The 17,356-nt window shown below is 60.8% G+C and carries 22 protein-coding genes and 1 pseudogene; 4 read left to right on the top strand and 19 right to left on the bottom strand.

Going from position 1 to position 17,356, the window contains the following annotated elements; translation table 11 throughout:
* Positions 1-3 precede the first annotated feature (3 nt).
* From KBX17_RS01260 to rpsH, 16 genes and pseudogenes are all read right to left on the bottom strand, one after another.
* Positions 4-1,017, bottom strand: a complete 1,014-nt coding sequence (locus KBX17_RS01260) for a DNA-directed RNA polymerase subunit alpha (RefSeq protein ID WP_005286632.1) — start codon at positions 1,015-1,017, stop codon at positions 4-6.
* A gap of 45 nt (positions 1,018-1,062) precedes the next feature.
* Positions 1,063-1,668: a 30S ribosomal protein S4 gene (gene rpsD / locus KBX17_RS01255; RefSeq protein WP_005286633.1), complete on the bottom strand. Its 606-nt coding sequence runs from the start codon at positions 1,666-1,668 to the stop codon at positions 1,063-1,065.
* Between the two features lie 29 nt (positions 1,669-1,697).
* Positions 1,698-2,102 carry a 30S ribosomal protein S11 gene (rpsK, locus tag KBX17_RS01250; RefSeq protein ID WP_040423422.1) on the bottom strand — a complete coding sequence of 135 codons (405 nt, stop codon included), beginning with the start codon at positions 2,100-2,102 and terminating at the stop codon, positions 1,698-1,700.
* 3 nt (positions 2,103-2,105) lie between these two features.
* Positions 2,106-2,474 carry a 30S ribosomal protein S13 gene (gene rpsM, locus KBX17_RS01245; protein ID WP_005286639.1) on the bottom strand — a complete coding sequence of 123 codons (369 nt, stop codon included), beginning with the start codon at positions 2,472-2,474 and terminating at the stop codon, positions 2,106-2,108.
* Positions 2,475-2,654: 180 nt separating this feature from the next.
* Positions 2,655-2,873, bottom strand: a complete 219-nt coding sequence (gene infA, locus KBX17_RS01240; RefSeq protein ID WP_040423423.1) for a translation initiation factor IF-1 — start codon at positions 2,871-2,873, stop codon at positions 2,655-2,657.
* 179 nt (positions 2,874-3,052) lie between these two features.
* A complete protein-coding gene (locus KBX17_RS01235) occupies positions 3,053-3,814 on the bottom strand; it encodes a L,D-transpeptidase (RefSeq protein ID WP_256002260.1) in 762 nt (253 codons plus the stop codon).
* A gap of 94 nt (positions 3,815-3,908) precedes the next feature.
* Positions 3,909-4,319, bottom strand: a complete 411-nt coding sequence (locus tag KBX17_RS01230; RefSeq protein ID WP_256002258.1) for a hypothetical protein — start codon at positions 4,317-4,319, stop codon at positions 3,909-3,911.
* Between the two features lie 79 nt (positions 4,320-4,398).
* A complete protein-coding gene (map, locus tag KBX17_RS01225) occupies positions 4,399-5,196 on the bottom strand; it encodes a type I methionyl aminopeptidase (RefSeq protein ID WP_256002257.1) in 798 nt (265 codons plus the stop codon).
* Positions 5,197-5,742 carry an adenylate kinase gene (locus tag KBX17_RS01220; RefSeq protein ID WP_256002255.1) on the bottom strand — a complete coding sequence of 182 codons (546 nt, stop codon included), beginning with the start codon at positions 5,740-5,742 and terminating at the stop codon, positions 5,197-5,199.
* Positions 5,742-7,070, bottom strand: coding sequence for a preprotein translocase subunit SecY (secY, locus tag KBX17_RS01215; RefSeq protein ID WP_005286656.1), 1,329 nt, complete (start codon positions 7,068-7,070; stop codon positions 5,742-5,744). The genes KBX17_RS01220 and secY overlap by 1 nt, the downstream gene beginning before the upstream one ends.
* A 447-nt stretch (positions 7,071-7,517) precedes the next feature.
* A pseudogene (rplO, locus tag KBX17_RS01210) lies at positions 7,518-7,961 on the bottom strand (50S ribosomal protein L15); the annotation flags it as partial.
* A gap of 2 nt (positions 7,962-7,963) precedes the next feature.
* Complete coding sequence (gene rpmD / locus KBX17_RS01205) at positions 7,964-8,149, bottom strand: 50S ribosomal protein L30 (protein ID WP_005286661.1); 186 nt, start codon at positions 8,147-8,149, stop codon at positions 7,964-7,966.
* A 6-nt stretch (positions 8,150-8,155) separates the two neighbouring features.
* Positions 8,156-8,878: a 30S ribosomal protein S5 gene (gene rpsE, locus KBX17_RS01200; RefSeq protein WP_005286663.1), complete on the bottom strand. Its 723-nt coding sequence runs from the start codon at positions 8,876-8,878 to the stop codon at positions 8,156-8,158.
* Between the two features lie 46 nt (positions 8,879-8,924).
* Positions 8,925-9,329: a 50S ribosomal protein L18 gene (gene rplR / locus KBX17_RS01195; protein WP_005286666.1), complete on the bottom strand. Its 405-nt coding sequence runs from the start codon at positions 9,327-9,329 to the stop codon at positions 8,925-8,927.
* A gap of 3 nt (positions 9,330-9,332) precedes the next feature.
* Complete coding sequence (gene rplF, locus KBX17_RS01190) at positions 9,333-9,869, bottom strand: 50S ribosomal protein L6 (RefSeq protein ID WP_255994423.1); 537 nt, start codon at positions 9,867-9,869, stop codon at positions 9,333-9,335.
* A 17-nt stretch (positions 9,870-9,886) separates the two neighbouring features.
* On the bottom strand, positions 9,887-10,285 hold the full coding sequence (gene rpsH, locus KBX17_RS01185; protein ID WP_005286671.1) for a 30S ribosomal protein S8: 399 nt from the start codon (positions 10,283-10,285) through the stop codon (positions 9,887-9,889).
* A 502-nt stretch (positions 10,286-10,787) separates the two neighbouring features.
* Here rpsH and KBX17_RS01180 point away from each other — a divergent pair.
* From KBX17_RS01180 to KBX17_RS01165, 4 genes are all read left to right on the top strand, one after another.
* A complete protein-coding gene (locus KBX17_RS01180; RefSeq protein WP_005286674.1) occupies positions 10,788-11,273 on the top strand; it encodes a carboxymuconolactone decarboxylase family protein in 486 nt (161 codons plus the stop codon).
* A 19-nt stretch (positions 11,274-11,292) separates the two neighbouring features.
* Positions 11,293-12,291 carry an L-lactate dehydrogenase gene (locus tag KBX17_RS01175; RefSeq protein WP_256002253.1) on the top strand — a complete coding sequence of 333 codons (999 nt, stop codon included), beginning with the start codon at positions 11,293-11,295 and terminating at the stop codon, positions 12,289-12,291.
* 123 nt (positions 12,292-12,414) lie between these two features.
* A complete protein-coding gene (locus tag KBX17_RS01170; protein WP_256018128.1) occupies positions 12,415-12,774 on the top strand; it encodes a hypothetical protein in 360 nt (119 codons plus the stop codon).
* A gap of 81 nt (positions 12,775-12,855) precedes the next feature.
* A complete protein-coding gene (locus KBX17_RS01165; RefSeq protein ID WP_256018126.1) occupies positions 12,856-13,479 on the top strand; it encodes a hypothetical protein in 624 nt (207 codons plus the stop codon).
* A gap of 105 nt (positions 13,480-13,584) precedes the next feature.
* On the opposite strand, the gene KBX17_RS01160 is transcribed toward KBX17_RS01165, so the two are convergent.
* From KBX17_RS01160 to KBX17_RS01150, 3 genes are all read right to left on the bottom strand, one after another.
* A complete protein-coding gene (locus KBX17_RS01160) occupies positions 13,585-14,988 on the bottom strand; it encodes an FtsX-like permease family protein (protein WP_256002250.1) in 1,404 nt (467 codons plus the stop codon).
* Between the two features lie 4 nt (positions 14,989-14,992).
* Positions 14,993-15,715: an ABC transporter ATP-binding protein gene (locus tag KBX17_RS01155; RefSeq protein WP_005286689.1), complete on the bottom strand. Its 723-nt coding sequence runs from the start codon at positions 15,713-15,715 to the stop codon at positions 14,993-14,995.
* A 240-nt stretch (positions 15,716-15,955) separates the two neighbouring features.
* A complete protein-coding gene (locus KBX17_RS01150; protein WP_005286693.1) occupies positions 15,956-17,218 on the bottom strand; it encodes an esterase-like activity of phytase family protein in 1,263 nt (420 codons plus the stop codon).
* Positions 17,219-17,356 lie beyond the last annotated feature (138 nt).

The following is a 17,356-nucleotide window of genomic DNA, read 5'->3' as shown; positions in this document are numbered from 1 at the left end:
TCTTTACTCAGCGTCGTCCAAGCCGCCGTCAACGTAATCGCCGGTTTCCGCGTCGTAGCCCTCAATCTGGGTCGGATCGAAGTCTTCCGGAGCATCCTTGAGCGTCAGGCCCAGGGAAGCCAGCTTGATCTTGACCTCGTTGATGGACTTCTGGCCGAAGTTACGGATATCCAGCAGGTCGGACTCGGTGCATTCAGCGAGCTCACCGACAGTGTGGATCTCCTGGCGCTTCAGGCAGTTGTAGGAGCGGACAGAGAAGTTCAGGTCTTCGATCGGCATGTTGTATGCAGCGATGTACTCGGTCTCCTGCGGAGACGGGCCGATCTCGATGCCCTCGGCGGCAGTGTTCAGCTCGCGTGCGAGACCGAACAACTCGACCAGGGTGGAGCCAGCGGACGCCAGGGCGTCGCGGGCGCTCATGGAGTTCTTGGTCTCCACGTCGATGATCAGCTTGTCAAAGTCAGTGCGCTGCTCAACACGGGTTGCCTCAACCTTGTAGGACACCTTCAGCACAGGCGAGTAGATCTGGTCGACCGGGATACGGCCGATCTCGCCGCCGGAGTTGGTCATAGCCGGGACGTAACCGCGGCCACGCTCGACAACGAGCTCCATGTCCAGGCGTGCGCTCTCGTTCAGAGAAGCGATGTGCAGGTCCGGGTTGTGCACGGTGACGTCGGCAGGCAGATCAATATCTGCGGCAGTGACGTCGGTCGGGCCCTGTGCGGACAGGTACATGACCACCGGTTCATCGGAATCGGAGGACAGCACCAGGTTCTTGATGTTGAGGATGATCTCAGAGACGTTCTCTTTGACGCCGTTGATCGTGGTGAACTCGTGGAGCACACCCTCGATCTTGATGGACGTCACTGCAGCGCCCGGGATGGACGACAGCAGCGTACGGCGCAGAGAGTTACCGAGGGTGTAGCCGAAACCGGGCTCGAGCGGTTCGATGACGAACTTCGAACGGTTGGTGTCGATGTATTCCTCGGTGAGTTGAGGACGCTGTGAGATGAGCATGAACTTCTCCTTTTTCGGCGACCGCTATATGACGCCGGTAGGGGGTTACTTCGAGTAAAGCTCGACGATGAGCTGCTCTTGCAGCGGAACGTCAATCTGAGCGCGCTCGGGCAGCTGGTGCACGAGGATGCGCAGGGTCTCCGGAACGACCTGCAGCCAGGCCGGGACAACGGAGTCGACCAGGTTGTCCTGGGCGTCTTCGAACCAGAGCATGTTACGGGACTTTTCGCGGACGTCGATGATGTCGTACTGGGTCACCTGGTAGGACGGCACATTGGTCTTCACACCGTTGACGGTGAAGTGGCCGTGGGAAACCAGCTGACGTGCCTGGCGGCGGGTGCGCGCCAGACCAGCACGGTACACAACGTTGTCCAGACGGGATTCCAGGAGCACCAGCAGGTTGTCGCCGGTCTTGCCCGGGAGGCGGTTAGCCTCCTCGTAGTAGCGGCGGAATTGCTTCTCCATGACACCGTAGGTGAAGCGTGCCTTCTGCTTCTCCTGCAGCTGGAGCAGGTACTCGGACTCCTTGATGCGGGCGCGGCCAGCCTGCCCCGGAGGGTAGGGGCGACGCTCGAAGGACATGTCGCCGCCGACGAGGTCGACGCGGAGGCGACGGGACTTACGGGTAGCAGGGCCGGTGTAACGAGCCATGTGTAGTTACCTCTTTTCCTTTCAGCCTGTTAAACGCGACGACGCTTCGGCGGACGGCAGCCGTTGAACGGCTGCGGCGTCACGTCGGAGATCGAGGACACCTCCAGGCCGGCGGCCTGGATGGAACGGATTGCGGTCTCGCGGCCGGAGCCCGGGCCCTTGACGAAAACGTCGACCTTCTTCATGCCGTGGTCCATTGCCTTGCGGGCCGCGGACTCTGCGGCCATCTGTGCGGCGAACGGCGTGGACTTACGGGAGCCCTTGAAACCGACGTGGCCGGAGGAGGCCCAGGAGATGACAGCACCGTTCGGGTCCGTGATGGACACGATGGTGTTGTTGAAGGTGGACTTGATGTACGCGTGGCCTGCGGCCACATTCTTCTTGGCTACGCGGCGACCAGAGCGACGCGTAGTGGAACGAGTCTTCGGAGGCATGTATTACTTCTTCTTTCCTGCGATGGTCTTCTTCGGTCCCTTGCGGGTACGCGCGTTGGTCTTGGTGCGCTGGCCACGGACGGGAAGTCCACGGCGGTGGCGCAGGCCCTGGTAGGAGCCAATCTCAATCTTGCGGCGGATGTCAGCCTGAACTTCGCGGCGGAGGTCACCCTCAACCTTCCACGAGTTCTCAATGACATCACGAAGAGCTGCGACCTGATCGTCGGTCAGGTTGTCGGTGCGCAGGTCGGGAGAAATGCCGGTCTTTTCGAGCAGTTCCTTGGAACGGGCAGGCCCGATTCCGTAAATGTAGGTCAGTGCGACCTCCATGCGCTTGTTGCGCGGAAGGTCCACACCAGCGAGACGTGCCATGTTGGACGTGCCTTTCAGGTTGTTTCGGTGGTTTTCTCCCTATTCGTCCACGTCAGTCGACGCTTGGGTCCGGTCCGGCCGGACACTTGGGTCGTGGTTCACGCGGCTCCAGCCACCGCAGCCGGAGGTGAGAAAACATGCCCACCTTGGGGCATGCCGTGAATAAGGAGGCTTCTCGTTTTACTTGTAGCGGTAGGTGATGCGCCCGCGTTCCAGGTCGTAGGGAGACAGCTCCACAACGACACGGTCCTCGGGGAGGATGCGGATGTAGTGCTGGCGCATCTTGCCGCTGATGTGGGCGAGAACTTCGTGCCCGTTGTCCAGTTCGACACGGAACATTGCGTTCTTCAAGGGCTCGATAATGCGGCCCTCGACCTCGATTGCGCCTTCTTTAGCCATACACTCCGCTTTCCTGGTGACAGTGAAAATATGCTGGTCACCTGACGTTTCGACCATTACTACATAGTGCGGTGGCAATCATGCCCCACACCATCGCACAACTTTAGCCTTCTACCTGCATAAAAGCAAAATCCCCAACCGTATGGTTGGGGAGCAAGCTCGTGGGTGCGGGTACTCGTTTAGAAAACGTGGACCTGGTCACCGATCTGCAGGGAGTTGAAGTATTGCTCCGCGTCCTGGCGGTACATACGGACACAACCATGGGACTTGATGGACGGGTCGCCCTGGTGGAACGCGATGCCGTTGAAAGTGAAGTAGGTAGCAAACGGCATCGGGGCGTTGTTGAACTCCCAAGAGATTTCGTCCTTGACCTTGCGGTTGACGTAGAAGAATCCCTTCGGAGTCTCATGGCCCGGCTTGCCGGAGCCCATGCGGACCGGACCGTAGCTGACCTTGCCGCCGCGCTGCAGCCACGTGCGCTGGTTCTTCAAGTCAACGCACGCGCGTGCCGACGGCGCACACCCACCCGGCTGCGGAGCCGGGGCCGGGCGCGGCGCCGGAGCCGGCTTCGGTGCGGGAGCCGGGGCAGGTTTTGGCTTCGGGGTCTTCTCGGCGATCAGCCCCGGGGCGATGGCATCGACGAGGCGGTCAATGCCGTCGTGAAGCTTCTTTTCCTGTGCCCTGTTGCCACCGGAGACTGTGGTGGCCGCGCTACGCAACGCATTGCGAGTGTCCCACACCGCGTTGCGGGCATCACGGTTGATCTGCATGGCTGCTGCCTGGAGAGCCGTTTCCGCATTCTGCAGGAACGGAGAGCTGGATACGTTGACCTGCGGGAGGGCGGGCTGAGCCTGCGCCGGAACGGGAGCCGCGACAAGAGCAGCTGCTACGCCGACGCCGGCCACAAGGGCCCGCACGGAACGGAAGGATGGTTTCTGCATGCGGAAAGTATAACCCGAAACTATTAGCTACGTGAAGTGCAACGGAGAGATACTTGTCCGCGAGCCGCAGAAAGGCTGTGATTAAGCTTGTCGCCTACCACGAAATCTGGAAGATCGGCTTGCCACCACGCTCTTCAGGCGTGAGCGGGCGTTCCGGCTCGGGTGGAACTGGCGTGGGGTTCTCCTCGGCCGGCTCCCCGATCAAGCCCGGGTGGATGAATTCAACAATGTTGTCGATCGCCCCGTGCAGCAGCCCCTCTACTGCAGGGTTGCCGGAGGCAATGGCGGAAGCCTGATCACGCGCAAACTCTCGAGCAGCCCCCAAGATTTCAACGGCATCGAGGTTGCTGGAAGAGCCTTCGCGGCCGATCGATGCGCTTATCTGGGCTCCAGAGCTCTGAGCTGACGCGGCATCCGCCTCGGCAACGGCGGGTGCCGCAGACACGGCTGCGGCAGTACTGACAGCAATGACGAAAGTGCGATGTTTACGGGAAGAAGTGAACATGCTAAAAGCTTAACGCCTAGACATACTAAACGCATACATAAACGCGAAATTGTATTCACGTTGAATAACTTTGCTGGTTTTACCCTGTCCGCGGCGTCAAAATTCGCGGTCCGTTTTCAGTCGCAGCGACAGTGTGCTCCCAGTGAGCAGCCGGTGAGCCATCAGCGGTAACGACCGTCCAGCCATCCTCCAGGACGACCGAATCGGTCCCACCCCCCAGAATGAGCATCGGTTCAATCGCCAGGACCGACCCTGACTGAATCAGCGGGCCGCGGCCAGGCCGACCCTCATTTTCCAGGTACGGGTCTTCGTGCATCGCGCGGCCAATACCGTGGCCACCGTAACCGGCGAGAATTCCCAATTCAACACCGAATTCCTGTTCAGCACGACGGGTGGCTTGCTCGAGCGCGTGGGAGACGTCGGTAAGCCTGTTACCCGGCACCATCGCCTGCAGGCCTTCTTCAAGTACCTGCTCGGTTGCGCGATTGAGCTTATCGACGTCCGCAGACAGCTCCCCCACCCCGAAGCTCCACGCCGAGTCACCGACCCAGCCGTCGAATGTCGCGCCGCAGTCAATGGATACGAGATCACCTTCAGCCAGAACGATGTTCTTCCCCGGGATGCCGTGGACGACGACATCGTTCACGGACGCGCAGATCGATCCAGGAAAACCGTTGTATCCCTTGAACGTCGGAATGGCACCGTGGTCGCGGATGACCTGCTCCGCCACAGTGTCTAGATCCAGCGTGGTAGAGCCTGCGACTGCCGCCTTGCGCACTTCTTGCAGCGCGATGCCGACGATCTTGCCGGCCTCCTCCATCGCATCGAGCTCACCCGGCGTTTTCGCCGGGATCGCCCGCTTCCGGCCGAACAGCATTTACTGGCCCAGACGCTCCATAGTGCGGGCGTTGACCTCTTCGACCTCACCGTCCGCATCAATGTTGATCAAGGCGTCACCGTAGTGATCGATCAGCGGGGAGGTCTCATCGCGGTAGACCTGCAGACGGGTGCGAATGGTCTCCTCGTTGTCATCGGCGCGCCCGCGGGCGAGCATGCGCTCAACGACAACATCCTCGTCCACCTGGTAATTGATCACACCGTCGAGCTGTTGGCCCTGACGGTCAAGTAGCTCAGCGAGGATCTCGGCTTGCTCGACGGTGCGAGGAAAGCCGTCGAGAAGCCAGCCGTTGTCCGCGTCCTGCTCGGCCAAACGTTCTTCGACCATGCGCGCGGTGACCTCAGTGGGCACCAGCTTGCCCGCGTCGATGTACTCCTTCGCCTCCACGCCAAGCGGAGTGCCTTCGCCGATGTTCGCGCGGAACAGATCGCCCGTGGAGATGTGGGGGATGTTCAGCTTCTCGGAGAGAATTGCTGCTTGGGTACCTTTGCCGGCACCGGGAGGGCCAAGGAGAACGAGACGCATTATTTCAACAGTCCTTCGTAGTTGGATTGCAGTAGCTGGGATTCAATTTGCTTCACCGTGGTCAGTGCCACGGACACCATAATCAGGATAGCCGTACCACCGAACGCGGACATGCCCATGTTGCCACTACCGCCGACACCCAGATCCAAAGCGATGTTCGGAAGAATGGCGATCAGGCCGAGGTAGATGGCACCAACGAAGAGCAGACGATTCATCACAAATGCCAGGTACTCCGCAGTCGGGCGGCCCGGACGAATGCCCGGGATGAAGCCGCCGTACTTCTTCATGTTGTCGGCCTGCTCGTTCGGGTCGTACTGGATAGACACGTAGAAGTAGGCGAAAAAGATGATCAGGGTGAAGTAGATCAGGATGTACTGCCAGGATCCCGGGTTCTGCAACCACGCCATAACGTTGGACATCCACCAGTTGTCCGGCGGAACCGGCTTGTCGGAGTTGACAATCTGGGTGATCAAAACCGGGACATACATCAGCGAGGAGGCGAAGATCACCGGGATCACACCGGCCTGGTTGACCTTCAGCGGCAGGTAGGTGGAGGTACCACCGTACTGGCGGCGGCCCACCATGCGCTTTGCGTACTGCACCGGAATGCGGCGCTGGCCCTGCTCGATGAACACGATGCCGACCACGAGAAGAATCACAGCCGCGACGACCACTGCGAACACGACCGGTCCGGACTGGCTGTAGATGGACGCACCGTCCGTGGGAAGGCGGGTGGCGATACCGGCGAAGATAAGCAGGGACATACCGTTACCCACACCCTTTTCAGTGATGATCTCGCCGAGCCACATGATCAGGATCGCACCGGAGGTCATCACAATGACCATCATGATCAGCGTCCAAATGGTGCGATCCTCCACCAGCACCGGAACGCCGCTACCCAAGAGCTGCTCACGGTCCGCCAGTGCCACGATGCCGGCAGACTGCAACAGTGCGAGCGCCACCGTGAGGTAACGCGTGTACTGCGTCATCTTGGTCTGGCCGGCCTGGCCTTCCTTCTTCAGCTCCTCGAAGCGCGGAATGACCACTGTCAGCAGCTGGGTGATGATCGACGCCGTAATGTACGGCATAATGCCGATGGCGAAGATGGATAGCTGCAGCAGCGCGCCCCCCGAGAACAAGCTGATCACGGAGAAGATGTTCGACTCTCCGCTCTCCGTCAGAGCGGAGAGACGCTCCGCGATGATCGCGTAGTCGACTCCCGGGGTGGGGATCTGCGCACCTATGCGGTACAGAACAATCAGCGCAATGGTGATCAGGATCTTCTTGCGTAGATCGGCGTCCTTGAACGCTTGAACAATGGCTGACACGTGGCCTCCTGGCTCCTCTGGCCGTGGCAGCAGCAGAGAAGATTGCGGACAGTTACGTACGGTTCGCACCCGGCACACACACCGGGGCATATTTGACTCGTCCACCCTAGCAGGTGCGCCGGGCAAACCATGAAACGGCAACTAGTACAAGGCCTTTTCTGTGGGCTTCTCACCGCGACCGTGGCACTCCCCTGCCTGCGAACCATGCGATAAGACCCCGGCGCCACAATGATCCCGCGGCATGAAAAATCCCCACGACGGCGGAAATGAATCCGTCATCGCGGGGATGGACGTGGAGCTTTTGAGGGTTTAGTTCTCCTCGTCAGCCTCGTCTGCTGCCGGCCTTGTCATGGAGGCCGTGCCCGTCAACGGGTCAGACTCCTTGACGCCCTGAGCGTCAGCGGCATCAGCCGCGGCGTCGGTCTGGACAGCCGTGGCGCGGGACACTGCCTCGGTGGTGGTGCCACCAGCGGCAGTGATCTTCTCCGACGCGGACTTGGAGAACTTCTCGGCGGTGATGTTCAGCTTGACGCTGATCTCACCGTCACCGAGCACCTTCACCGGCTGGTTCTTGCGAACCAGGCCAGCGTCAGCAATGTCAGCGGTGGTGATGGTGCCGCCCTCCGGGAAGGCCTTTGCCAGGTCGGAAACGTTGACAACCTGGTAGATGACCTTGTTCGGGTTCTTGAAGCCCTTCAGCTTCGGCAGGCGCATGTGAAGCGGCATCTGGCCACCTTCGAATGCTGCCGACACCTGCTTGCGGGCCTTGGTGCCCTTGGTACCGCGGCCAGCGGTCTTGCCCTTGGACGCCTCACCGCGGCCGACACGGGTCTTCGCCTTGTTTGCACCCTCAGCCGGGCGCAGATCATGGAGCTTGATTACTTCAGCCATGTTTACTCCCCTGCTACTTCTTCGACGGTGACCAGGTGGCGCACCTTGAGGATCATGCCGCGAGTAGCGTCATTGTCCTTCTTGACCACGGAGTGGCCAATCTTGCGCAGACCCAGAGCCTCAATGTTCTTGCGGGTCGTCGGCTTCTCACCGACGAGACCGTGGTTCAAAGTGATCTTCAGTGCCATGGTGGGTTACGCCTCCTGTCCTGCGCGTGCACGCAGCATACGGGCCGGGGCGACCTCCTCGATGGACTTGCCGCGGCGTGCGGCAACTTCCTCGGGGCGGACGAGTTCCTTCAGGCCTGCAACGGTGGCCTGGACCACGTTGAGGGCGTTGTCGGAACCGAGGGACTTGGCCAAGATGTCCTGGACACCAGCGCACTCGAGCACCGGGCGGGCAGCGCCGCCGGCGATGACACCGGTACCGGGAGCTGCCGGGCGGAGCATGACGATGCCCGCTGCGGCCTCGCCCTGGACCGGGTGAGGGATGGTGCCGCCGATCATCGGGACGCGGAAGAAGTTCTTGCGAGCCTCTTCAGCACCCTTCTGAATTGCGGCCGGAACTTCCTTGGCCTTGCCGTAGCCGACACCGACCATGCCCTGGCCGTCGCCGACGACCACGAGTGCGGTGAAGGACATGTTGCGGCCACCCTTGACGGTCTTGGCCACACGGTTGATGGTCACGACGCGCTCGATGTACTTGTCGCGCTCGTCGTCGCGGCCACCGCGATCGTTGCGGCGGTCGTCACGGCGGCCGCGGCCACCGCGGTCGCCTCGGTCATTACGGTCACCGCGGCCGTTACGGTCGCCGCGACCGCGGTTGTCGTTGTTGTCCGTTGCAGCGTTGTCTGCTGCAGCGTTCTGGTTCTGGTCCTCGGCGGATGCTCCGCCTTCACGCTGTTCACGCTCGGCCATTACGCGATCCTTCCGTTGATGTTTGCGAACTTTGCTGCGGTGATCATTAGAACTTCAAACCACCTTCGCGGGCTGCGTCTGCAAGCGCTGCGACGCGGCCGTGGTACTTGTAACCGGCGCGGTCGAAAACGACCTCGTCGATGCCAGCTGCCTTGGCACGCTCGGCGATCAGCTCGCCGACCTTCGCTGCCTTGGCCTTCTTGTCGCCCTCAACGCCGCGCACGTCCTCTTCCATGGAGGAAGCGGAGACCAGGGTGTGGCCTGCCAGGTCGTCGATGACCTGGACGTGCATGTGGCGGGAGCTGCGGTGCACGACGAGACGCGGGGTCTCCGGGGTGCCACGCAGGGTCTTGCGGATGCGGTTGTGGCGGCGGACGCGTGCTTCGCGGCGGCGGGTAGCAATGTCCCGGCCGACCGGGGTGCGCTTCTGAGTGTTTGCTTCAGTGCTCATTGTTTACTTACCCGTCTTTCCGACCTTGCGGCGAATCTGCTCACCCTCGTAGCGGATGCCCTTACCCTTGTACGGGTCATCCTTACGGAGGCGGCGGATGTTCGCGGCAATCTGGCCAACCTGCTGCTTGTTGATGCCTTCGATGGAGAACTTGGTGTTGCCGTCGACAGCGAAGGTGACGCCTTCCGGTGCCTGAATCAGAATCGGGTGCGAGTAGCCGAGGGAGAACTCAAGGTCCTTGCCCTTCTGCTGCACGCGGTAACCGACGCCGAAGATCTCCATGTTGATCTTGTAGCCCTCGGTCACGCCGACAACGCAGTTGTTGATCAGCGAGCGGGACAGACCGTGGAGGGAGCGGTTGGTGCGGTGGTCGTCCGGACGGGAGACCACGATCTGGTTGTCTTCAACAGCAGCGGTGATCGGCTCCGGAACGTCCACGGACAGGGTGCCCTTCGGGCCCTTGACCTCGACGTGCTGGCCGTCGATCTTGGTTTCGACGCCGCTGGGGATAGCGATGGGTGCGTTACCTACACGAGACATGTTTTAACAAACCTCCCTTACCAGACGTAGGCGAGGACTTCCCCACCTACACCCTTCTCCTGGGCCTGGCGGTCCGTCAGCAGACCCTGGGACGTGGAGATGATGGCCACGCCCAGGCCGCCGAGAACCTGCGGCAGGTCGCCGGACTTCGCGTAGACGCGCAGACCAGGCTTGGACACACGGCGCAGGCCAGCGATGGAAGACTCGCGGGACGGGCCGTACTTCAGGTCGAGGGACAGGGTCTTGCCGACCTTTTCTTCCTCAACCGTGTAGTCAGCGATGTAGCCCTCCTGCTTGAGGATCTCCGCGATGTTGACCTTCAACTTCGAGGAGGGCATGGACACGGTCTCGTGGTGCGCGTTGTTAGCGTTGCGCACGCGAGACAGCATGTCCGCAATAGGATCTGTCATGGTCATGGTTGACCGTTTACCTTTCTCGTTGCGGTTCCCGTGACCCACCTGCGTTATCCGCGTGTTTTGTCGGGGGCTACTACAGCTACTTGGGGGCGCTCCTTGCCGCTTAGTAACGGAAGGTGCTCGCCGCCACCCTTCATACGGTCCGCATTATGGCGGGGGGCCTGCAACAATGTCGGATTGTCACGTTCAAAAAACGGCTCTGAGGCGCATTCGTGCGTCGCGCTCAGGTCCGTCGGTCAACCATACAGGTCAGCGCCTGAAAAGCACAAATCGCTTATTCGATGAGGATGGGCTGGCCCGCTACGCCGAGGAGTACCGCGGCCTTCTTTCTCGGGGCATCAAGCCGTTGGTCACTCTCCACCACTTCGGCCAGCCACTGTGGCCTGCATTATCGGAGCAGTCCTGGCGCTCACCATTCGCTCCTCCCGCTAACCGGCCGCGGCCGTGATGAGTTAGCTTTCCCACACAGCACGCCGGAGCTGGGAAGACTAGGCTCGGAAATATGACCGAGCCATCCGAGACACCTAGGAAGCAACTCAGGGGCGACGCGATGCGCTCGCTGCTGCCCATGGTGAAATACACCTCGCAAAATGTGCCGGAAGACTACCGCCACCTCGTCTCATTGCGTGCCTCGGTCTTGAATGATTGCCGCGCGTGCATCGCCACCCACCGCCGCGACGCACGCAAAGACGGCTGGTCCGAGGAGGGCATCCTCAAAGCAGAGCGGTGGACCAACAACAGCGATGCGTTCAGTGAGGACGAGCAACTGGTCCTTTCGCTTACCGACGCGATAACCCACATCGACGGCGACGAATCGGTTCCGGATGACCTGTGGGATGCTGCCGTCGAAAAGCTCGGCGAAGAAGAGACACTAAACCTGCTGGTCAGCATTGTGGCCATCAACTCTTTCAACCGAGTCAGCATCGCTACCCGCACAGATCCGAAACGGATCGAAGGAACCACTGAGTTTGACCTGTCCCGTGACTAACCACCCCGAAGGAGCACCCATGACCCACCCGCACGAAAACCGCGAGATCACCAACAGCCCGACTGCCGGAAACAAAGTCGTCCTCATCGGCGCCGGTGACGTCGGCATCGCCTACGCATACGCGCTGGTCAACCAGGGCCTGTGCGACCACCTGGCCATTATCGACCTCAACGAGGAAAAGACGTGGGGCCACGTCCAGGACCTCAACCACGCCGTTCCGTGGTCCGGACACAACACCCGCGTGACCGTGGGCACCTACGAGGACTGCCGCGACGCTGCGCTCGTGGTCAACTGCGCCGGTGTCGCTCAGCGCGACGGTGAAACCCGCCTCGACCTTGTGGCACGCAACCTGAAGATTTTCGAATCCATCGTCGGCGAGGTCATGGAGCATGGCTTCAACGGCATCTTCCTCGTGGCTACCAACCCTGTCGATGTTCTGGCCTACGCCACCTGGAAGTTCTCCGGCCTGCCGTCGCGCCAGGTGATCGGCTCCGGCACCATCCTGGACACCGCCCGTTACCGTCACTCTCTCGGCGAGTACTTCGGGATTTCCTCCAACTCCGTCCACGCCTACGTCATCGGCGAGCACGGCGACACCGAACTGCCCGTCATCTCCGCTGGCTCCGCGGCAGGTGTCTCCCTGCGCGAGCGCCTGCGCCGCCTGGCTGAGGAAGACGACAACGCCTCCAACGAGATGGACACCATCTTCGAGGAGACTCGCGACGCCGCCTACAACATCATCCGCGCCAAGGGTTCCACCAGCTTCGGTATCGGTGGCGGCCTCGCCCGCATCACCAAGGCGGTCTTCCACAACGAGGACGTAGTTCTGCCGGTCAGCGCCCTGCTCGAAGGTGAGTACGGTGAGAACGACATCTACATTGGCACCCCCGCCGTGATCAACCGCACCGGCATCCGCGATGTTGTCGAACTGCATCTCGACGAGACCGAAACGCAGCAGTTCCAGCACTCCGCTAACACTCTGCGCGACGTCATGAACAGCTCCGGGCTGACCTCGTAAGCGTTTTCCCCGCATGAGCGAACCCGCACGCACCTTCGATGTGGTCGTTGAGCTGTTCAGCTATGTTTTGGCAACCTCCACATCGAAGAGGACGCGGAGCTGGATTTTTCCCGCTATCCAACGGTGGGATTCTGCCCCGGATCAATCTGCATTGGTGGGCCGTCCCCCGAAGACAGTGAAACGATCAAAGCCACCTTCACCATCGCTGACAGCTATAGCGAATGGGATGATGCCTTTGCCACTCACACCATCCACGTCGACGAAGAGGGCATCACGATTGTCGATGCGGTGGAAACGTCCATCGATGGGCCCCAAGACCACGTGGATTACAGCTACCGTCTGCCCTGGACAGGCTGGACACCGCTGCAGTTTCGCGCCCCGGACGGGTTCTACACCTACGAAGAGAACCTTAAAACACCGCGTTCACTTGAGGTCCTCGTCACTCCTGCGCCGGACCACAAGCCTTCCGTTCTGAAGCTATAAGCGGGCGACAGCCAAGCCGAAACGAGACGAGACATAGGAAACACAGACCTGATCATCCACAAGCCCAACGCGCCCCTGGCCATGCCTAACCAAGAGATGATCGGGGCTGTTGTGGCCGCGTCCGACGGGCCACTTGTCGCAAACAAACAATTGGAAAAGCTGCGCGATCAAGTCCTGGAGCAGAACCGTGACCTGATTGACCACGGACGCCTCTACCCAGATGGCACCGGACTTCGAGGCGACCGCTGCCTCGTTGTGGACGTGCACGACGTGGTGGTCAGCTTGGTGGCCCACCGCCTGTCACAGATCGCCGCGGACATGGGGTTGGTCGTCGTCTTCGAGTTAGGCGACCTTGTGTTGGCCTACGGCGACGACACTCCAGACATGTTCATCCGCACATACAACTGGGACATTGCCTGGGCTTCTCCTCGCGCATTGTCTCAGTGGTTGACCAGCGTGACCAATGAAATGATCTACTTCCACGACCATGGGCGCGAGGACGTGGACTTCCTCATCGTCGGAGAAACGCATGACGGCGATCAGTACATCCAGACCATGTACCAGCCCGCCGAGGGGGGCGTACCTAGTGGAAGTCCGCGACGGTGGCCCCGACGCCCACTACCGGGCAATGATCGCCAGCTACGACGAGACCCTTGCAGCCTTCGAGACGTGGATGGCCACGCGCGAACGCCTACCGCAGGTTGACTGGACACTTATCGACATGTAGCCAGAAGCATCGTGCTCACGCGTCTGTGTGGCGAACTTCCTTGCCGTCGGGCGGGATCGGTGACCTGCTGACCCCCGCCAAGGTCAGACTCCCCCACCCCGGAGTTGCGCGCTCGGCCCGTTGCGGAGCGGTCCGATCGTGGGGATGGCCAAGATGAGGAAAAGCAATAACCACGCCCCGAGCATGCCAAGCGACATCATCTTAAACGGCCACTCGACAACCGGTGGTCCATTGAGAGCAGTCGCGGTTGCGAAGGCACAGACCACGCCACCCACAACCACTGGGACAGCTGCGACCAATGTCGCTGCAAGCGACATCGCGAAACTCTCCGCCCCGATCAGCGCGATCACCTGCCGCGGAGACATTCCGGCAGATTGTAGGAGAGCAACTTCATGACCGCGTCCGCGCGCGGACAGTGCGACAACGGCGGCGCTGGTAGCGAACATCGACACAATCACAACGGCGATAATGATCCAAGTATCGGTCATGTTGGTTTCCACCCCCGGTTCGAGAATCTGGACGACTGCTCCAACCGAACCCAATGCGCACAACAGCAGCCCGACGCCGCCAAGACCTGCAGCCAACGGCGCGATTGTGGTCACGTTCATGCGCGACCGTGCTGCTGCTGCACGGGTACCCAGTGCCGAAACGACCAGGTCAGTAACATCAAAAACTTTGTGCAGAACTCGAAAGAGGAATCCCACTATCTCTGGGCACATCAGGTAAACGCCGATCAAGGCGCTGGCACCTGCGTTGAAGGCGAGGTTGATGATTGGGGCTAGCCCCGCAGAAGCGAGCTGCTGGTCCAGTTTCGAGGCCGCGACGAGCGCTACAGCAATCAGGAGAAAGAACGAACCGCTGACGATCCGCAGCACCGACGATGTGGATTTGTGGTCCGGTTGCTGGACCGTACGCAATGCGACACCGGGTTGGATGCGGGATGCCCGGTACGCAGGCACCACACCACCCACGATGGCCGTAGCGACACCGATGATAACGACCACGAGCGGAGCCCACAGCGCGACAGTGAACCGCGGCATGTCTACGGCTGGGGACACCGCGCCATCGAATGCAGGGAGCACCCAGAAACCTAAAAATGTTGAGGCGATCGCCCCCATCATGGCTCCGCAGAAACTCACGATCAGCAAAATGTACAGCGTGGACAGAAACACTGCGCGCGGTGATGCCCCAAGCAAAAGCCACAGCGCGTGGGTATGCCGGGAAGCGTGAACGCTTGCTTTCCCCACAACTGTCAGAGCGACCCACGACACCAACGCGATCACGACGTAAATGGTGATGGAAAGGATTTGATACTCGGCTAGTGGGGCGCCTGCGGCAGCCACCGCGTCACGGAACTGCGGAGTCATGGTCCAGGCGTACTGGTGCACGCACAGCCCAATCATCGTGGAGATCACGCCGACCACGGCCATGGCTGGCGTCCATTCACGCCATCCGTCGGCGAACATCTTCAGAACATAGCGCTGCATCTGATTACTCTCCGAGGCTCGAGATGATAGCCAGTAGCTCCTGGCTGGTCGTTCTCCCAACTGCCCCAGCCACCTGACCGTCGTGCATGACAATGACGTTGTCTGCCATTGCCGCAGCCTCCAGATCGTGGGTGACCATGACGATCATCTGTCCCTCGTCCGCCATGCGTCGGAGGGTGTTCAGCACGATTCCAGTGCTCTGCGAATCCAACGCGCCTGTCGGCTCATCCGCGAACACGATGTCTGGCCGTCGCGCTAGCGCCCGGCACAGCGCGGTCCTTTGTTGCTCGCCGCCGGACAATGTCCGGGCCGGCGCGTCGCGCCGCGCGCCTAGATGGAATGCCTCTATCAAGCCGTTGACTACGCGGCGGGGAACGTTCTCCCGGTTCAGGCGAAAAGGAAGCGTGATGTTCTCTTCAACGGAGAGAAAGGGAACGAGATTGTACTGCTGGAAGACGAACCCGATGCTCGTACGCAGCATCCGGGCCCGGTCGCTCGCGGACTGGCGGTAAATGTCCTGCCCGTTAATACTGACAAAGCCTGACGATGGTTCGTCGAGACCACTCAAACACATGAGCAACGACGATTTTCCGGATCCAGAGTGCCCAACTATCGCGGTGAGGCCGCCACCGTGCAGTTCAAGATTGCATCCGCGCAGTATTTCAGTAGTTGTCGGCCCCGATTGAACATCTCGTCGAACGTCGCTGGCGGTGAGTGTCGCGGTCATCAAAGTCTCCCTGGCAAGTACACATCTGTCGTGCGGGGCACATCCCCTATCAAGAGTCCACCGGTGTTCTCATCGAACCGGCATACAGACTCAGCCATTCTTACTCAAACGTGCCCTGCCCGGTAGTGATCGGGTTGAGATCTTTCTCCACATTCGATGTGAGTTCCGTGCACGCCGGGCATGACGCGGGAGAGCACAGCTTGCCCCACTTTGCTCGCACAGGCACCGTGGAAGCACGTGTTAGCGCACGGCAAGCAGGTGCATCAGCGTCGACTGGGAATCGTTGAAGTTGTCGTCAGTGACGACCACCATCGAGCGGCCACCGTTCGCAGCCGCGTTCTTCGGCCCCCAGGCGAGGCCCTCGACGTTGTCGGGGTGGGGCTTTTGCTTGTCAAAGTCGAAAACGAGGGTCTTGGACGCGGTCTTCTCCAAGCCGGTGAGTGCTTCGGTGCCCAGCACATCATCCGCGCCCTCAAGGTCCAGCGTGTAGATCTGCGCCATGTTCGTCTTGGTGGCTTCGTTGAATCCGCGCTCGAGCATGAGCAGGTTGCCGTTGTCGTCGGCAAGCAAAGACGTCACCCCGCGGCCCGGGCTCACACGAACTGCGTGCTCTTTGACGGCTTTACCGGAGTTCAGATCGTACACCGTGATGCGGGCAAGGGAGCTGTGGGTCTCAGAGTTCTCCGGTCCATCTTGAGCGAGAGCATCCTCGTTAATGGTGATCATCGTCTTCCCATCAGCGAGAACCGCCATCGCCTCTGGACCCTTGTTGTTGTGCACACCCTTTGTTCCCTTTTCATCGGGAGCGTGGTGCGCTGGAGCGTCGATGCGCCGGACTTCCTTCCCATCCGGCGTGGACTCAATGATCTGTGGGGCGATGAACGTGCCCTTGTCGGCTGAGCCTTCGGTGGTCCACAGGTAGTTTCCGTTCGGCAGCAAGCGGATTTCCTCGGGGTCGAGGTAATCGGAATACTCGCTCCCGTCCGCCTGCGTGAACCTGACCTCTCCGTCTTGCGTGAAGGTCTTTCCACCATCAGTCGTCTTGAAGTAGTACGCGCGAATCGGACCGTGCTCCTTCTTGTCGTCCGAGATAGCAATGTAGCGGTCCTGGTCGACGAGCTCGATGCCGCTGAGCCCGCCGATTGCCTTCTCATTGTTCCCTTCGCTGAAGTCGAAGCGATTCAGGTACTCAGCGTGAGGCTTCTCATCCCCCGGTTTGCGGGAAGAACCACCGGGTGCAGACCCGCCCTTCTGCCCCGCTGCCGCATTGATGATTGCCTGCACGATGAACGCACTCAGCCCACCGAGGGCCGCAGCGATTCCGGCGACAGCGAGCAGCGCTGCCGGTATGGGTACTTTCACACCGTTGATCACGACGTCCTGCTGTGGCAGGGCGCCGATCTCCAGCGGTGCGGGTGCCGCTTCAGCGGGCTGGACAGTTGCGGTAGTTAAAGACAGGGCGGTGGCGGCTGCGATAACCGCACGGGCTGGACGACGGGACATGCGAGCGCTCCTCGGGCAGACGGCAGAGTTGGCAGAACTGGCAGAACTGGCAGAACCAGCCCCCACCCTAATTCGAGATGCCTGCCGCAGCACGGGGAGCAACTGCCCGAACGCAAAACGCCCCCGCGACCACGGTGT

It is taken from the genome of Corynebacterium sp. CCUG 65737 (genome assembly GCF_024454115.1).
Classification (GTDB): Bacteria; Actinomycetota; Actinomycetes; order Mycobacteriales; family Mycobacteriaceae; genus Corynebacterium; species Corynebacterium genitalium.
The sequence above is the reverse complement of the archived record's forward strand: the minus strand, read 5'-3'. Positions and strand labels throughout refer to the sequence as shown.